General features: G+C 65.0%; 4 protein-coding genes. All 4 read left to right on the top strand.

The annotated features are described in order from the left end of the window. Nucleotides 1-499 (top strand): tetratricopeptide repeat protein (locus ACXJKR_RS25895; RefSeq protein ID WP_457325248.1); only part of this gene is annotated, 499 nt, incomplete at its 5' end. A gap of 172 nt (nucleotides 500-671) precedes the next feature. Further along, complete coding sequence (locus ACXJKR_RS25890) at nucleotides 672-1,580, top strand: PEP-CTERM sorting domain-containing protein (protein WP_056201975.1); 909 nt, start codon at nucleotides 672-674, stop codon at nucleotides 1,578-1,580. 145 nt (nucleotides 1,581-1,725) lie between these two features. Then, nucleotides 1,726-2,925 (top strand): acyl-CoA dehydrogenase family protein, encoded by a 1,200-nt coding sequence (locus ACXJKR_RS25885; protein ID WP_457325247.1) that lies wholly within the window; start codon nucleotides 1,726-1,728, stop codon nucleotides 2,923-2,925. Nucleotides 2,926-2,941: 16 nt separating this feature from the next. After that, nucleotides 2,942-4,069: an acyl-CoA dehydrogenase family protein gene (locus tag ACXJKR_RS25880; protein WP_457325246.1), complete on the top strand. Its 1,128-nt coding sequence runs from the start codon at nucleotides 2,942-2,944 to the stop codon at nucleotides 4,067-4,069. The last annotated feature ends 148 nt before the right edge of the window (nucleotides 4,070-4,217 follow it).

Here is a 4,217-nt window from a genome sequence, read left to right as displayed (position 1 = left end):
CAAGGCCGCCGTCGAGCTGGGAGACGCCTGGCTCAAGCGCAGCCCCAGCGACCTCGCGGTGCGCAACGCCGTCGCTGTGCAGCACTTGCACGCGCGCGACTTCGCCGCTGCGCGCAAGCAGTACGAAGCCATCCTGAAGCAGCGTCCCAACCATGCCGAAACGCTGAACAACCTCGCCAACGTGCTGATGGAGTCGAAAGACCCCGGCGCCTTGGAGATGGCCGAGCGCGCCTACAAGGTCGACATCCGCAACCCCATGTTGATGGACACCGCCGGTTGGGCCAACCACCTCGCCGGGAAACCCGATCGCGCGTTGCAATTGCTGCGCGACGCCCGCCTGCGCGCGCCCGACAACCCCGACATTCGCTACCACCTTGCCGCGGTGCTCGCCAAGGCGGGGCGCAGCGGTGAAGCGCGCGAGGAACTCCGCGCCGCTTTGCGCACCGTGAGTTTTGCCTCGGCCGAGGACGCCAAGAAATTGCTGGCCACCCTCAACTGAGGGGGCGAAAGGCCTTATTTGGCTGTCGGTTGTTCTTACAATTTCCAACAGTCACCACCCTGATCAAATTGGCAAGACATTGAAAGTCAAGGAGTTTTCTGGTTTGGCATCAAGCTTGCTAGAAACCTCTCGAATGCGAATAAAAGCTGGTGACAGCCCAAAAGGAAAACCGATGAAAGCCCAAAAGTCCCGCTGGATTGCCCTGAGCGCCCTCGTCGCCGGCTTGAGCCTGGCTTCGAGCGCCCAAGCCTACTGGGGCCTGGACACCACGCCCACCACCACGGTCGGCGATAGCGGCAACGCCGCCTACACGGTTCAGATGTCGGGCTTCTACGCCTCCAACGACGTCAACAACAAGGTCAATGGCAACTGGACCAGCAGCGCGCTGACCCAGTTCGCGGGCAACGGCCAGGGCATGTACACCGGCACCGACAACGGCTCGCCCTATCACGCATTGGACAATAACCAGAATACCGAGGCGGTGCTGTTGAGCTTCAGCGCTTCGACCGTGCTGAGCAGCGTCGGCCTTGGCTTCACGTCCAACGTCGAGATCAGCTGCAAGAACACCACCACGCAGGCGATGACGTACCAAAACGGCGGCACCTGCGGTGCAGGTACCACGCAAGTCGGCACCGGCCTGGTTGATGTGTCCGTGTTCCGCTGGACCGGCGCCGCAGCGCCCACGCTGACTGGCGCTGCAGCCGGCACGATGGCCGGCTGGGAACTGGTTGGCAACTATGGCGACATGGTTCAGGACACCAGCAATCCCTACAACTCGGTCAACGGCGCCGGCAAGACGTCCAGCTGGTGGCTGATTAGCGCCTACAACTCCGGTTTTGCTCAGACGGCCGGTGGCGCCAACAGCATCGCGACCGAAAACCGCGCCACGCTGACCAATGGCGACGATTTCTTCAAGCTCTACGCCGTGGCCGGCACCAAGTGCACGCAAGCCGTCGATTCCAAGGGCGTCTGCGGTGGCACCAACCTCAAGCTGCCCGAGCCCGCCTCGCTGGCCCTGACCAGCGTCGCTCTGGTCGGTGTCGCCGGCCTGCGTCGCCGCAAGGCAAAGCTCGCCGCCTGATCCGAGTCATCTCGACTGAAAGCCGCCTCCGGGCGGCTTTCTGCTTTCTGGAAACCAGCTCGCTGTTCTGTCCCAGGCCGGACAGCCAGGATGCGAACGACCGTGCTAAAAGCCGGGTATTCCCATCACGACAATACGGCGAGACATGGACCTCAACTTCACCGATGCGGAGCTGGCCTTCCGCGCCGAGGTGCGCGACTGGGTGCGCGCCAACCTGCCGGCCGATATCGCCCACAAGGTACGCAACGCGCTGCGCTTGAACAAGGACGATCTGCAGCGCTGGGCCAAGATCCTCGGCGCCAAGGGCTGGCATGGCTGGGCCTGGCCCAAGCAGTTCGGCGGCCCAGGATGGAATGCCGTGCAGCGCCATCTGTTCGAAGAGGAATGTGCGCTGGCCTGCGCGCCGCGCATCGTGCCCTTCGGCCCGGTCATGGTCGCGCCAGTCATCATGGCCTTTGGCACGCCGGAGCAGCAGCAGCGCTTCCTGCCCGGCATCATGAGCGGCGAGGTCTGGTGGAGCCAGGGCTATAGCGAACCCGGTTCGGGCTCTGACCTGGCCTCGTTGAAGTGCCGCGCCGAGCGCCAGGGCGACAAGTTCATCGTCAACGGCCAAAAGACCTGGACGACGCTGGGCCAGTACGGCGACTGGATCTTCTGCCTGGTGCGCACATCGACCGAAGGCAAGCCGCAGACCGGCATCTCATTCCTGTTGATCGACATGAAGACGCCCGGCGTCAGCGTCAAGCCCATCATCATGCTCGACGGCGAGCACGAGGTGAACGAGGTCTGGTTCGACAACGTCGAGGTGCCGGCCGAGAACCTGATCGGCGAGGAGAACAAGGGCTGGACCTATGCCAAGCACCTGCTCTCGCACGAGCGCACCAACATCGCCGACGTGAACCGCGCCAAGCGCGAGCTCGAGCGGCTCAAGCGCATCGCCAAGGCCGAGGGGCTCATGGACGACCAACGCTTCCGCGACCAGATCGCGCTGTGCGAAGTCGACGTCGTCGCGTTGGAGATGATGGTGCTGCGCGTGCTTTCGGGCGAGCGCACCGGCAAGCAGCCGCTGGACGTCGCGGGCCTGCTCAAGATCCGCGGCAGCGAACTGCAGCAGCGCTACACCGAGCTGATGATGCTGGCCGGTGGCCCGCTGGCCCTGCCCTATGTGCACGAGGCCATGGAGGCCGGCTGGCAAGGCGACCAGTGGCTGGGCGGTGCCTGGATCGGCGGCGCCATGCACGCCATCCCGCTGACCGGCAACTACCTGAACGTCCGCAAGACGACGATCTACGGCGGCTCGAACGAAGTGCAACGCAACATCGTCGCGCAGACGGTGCTTGGCTGAGCGGGAGACAAGACAAATGGATTTCGATTTCAGTGAAGACCAGGAAGCTCTGCGCGACGCGGTGCGCCGCTTTGTCGACAAGGACTACGCCTTCGAGCGCCGAACAAAGATCGAGCGCGCTGGCGGTTTCGACCGCGCCGCCTGGAACGGCTTGGCGGGCCTGGGCCTGACCGCGCTGGCAGTGCCTGAGGCACACGGCGGCATGGGCTTCGGCGCCGTCGAGGCGATGGTGGTCATGGAAGAGCTCGGTCGCGGCCTCGTCATGGAGCCGGTGGCGCAGGGCGCGCTGATCGCGCCGGCGCTGCTCGGACGCGCGCCCGATGAACTGCAGGCCACCTGGCTGCCACGCATCGCCGGTGGCGAGGCCCTCGTCGTGCTCGCGCACCAGGAGGCCAAATCGCGCTACCGCCTGAATCAGGTAGCCACGCGCGCCGTCGACGGCAAGCTGACCGGCGTGAAGAGCCTGGTGCCGGCTGGCGACGTCGCCGACGCCTTCATCGTGCCGGCCCGCGTGTCCGGCACCGACGACGCCCCGCACGGTGTAGCCCTCTACCTCGTCGAACGCTCGGCGGCCGGCGTGCACACGCGGCCCTATTCGCTCTATGACGGCTCGCGCGCGGCCGAGGTCCACTTCGACAACACGCCCGCCCAGCTCATCGCCGGTCCCGACCAAGGCCATGCCCTGCTGGAACTGGCCGCCGACATCGGCATTGCCGCGCAGGCTGCCGAGGCCATCGGCGTCATGGAGAAGTACCTCGCGCTGACCGTCGAGTACATGAACACGCGCAAGCAGTTCGGCGTCGTGATCTCCAGCTTCCAGGCGCTCAAGCACCGTATCGCCGACGTGAAGATGCAGCTCGAACTGGCCCGCTCGATGAGCTACTACGCCACGCTGCGCCTGGGTGACGCGCCCGCCGTGCGCCGCCGCGCGCTGTCGCAGGCCAAGGTGCAGCTTGGCAACTCGATGCGCTTCGTTGGCCAGCAGTGCACCCAGCTGCACGGCGGCATCGGCGTCACCGACGAGTACGCCGGCAGCCACTACTTCAAGCGCCTGACCGTCATGGAGATGCAATGGGGCGACACCATGCATCACCTGGGTCAGGTCAGCCAGAGCATGTTGGATACTGCGGGCGTGTTTGCCTGAGCGTGAAGGAGCCAAGGTCTCACCACGCTTTCATTCGAGAGACCTTGCCATGATCGCTGCTCGCTGTATTGCCCTTTCCCTGGTCGCGCTAGCGACTTCCGCCTCGGCCCAGATGATGAAGCCGGGCCTGTGGGAGATGAAACAAACC

This window comes from Roseateles sp. P5_E11, assembly GCF_054049355.1.
This window is presented reverse-complemented; position numbering and strand designations above follow the sequence as displayed.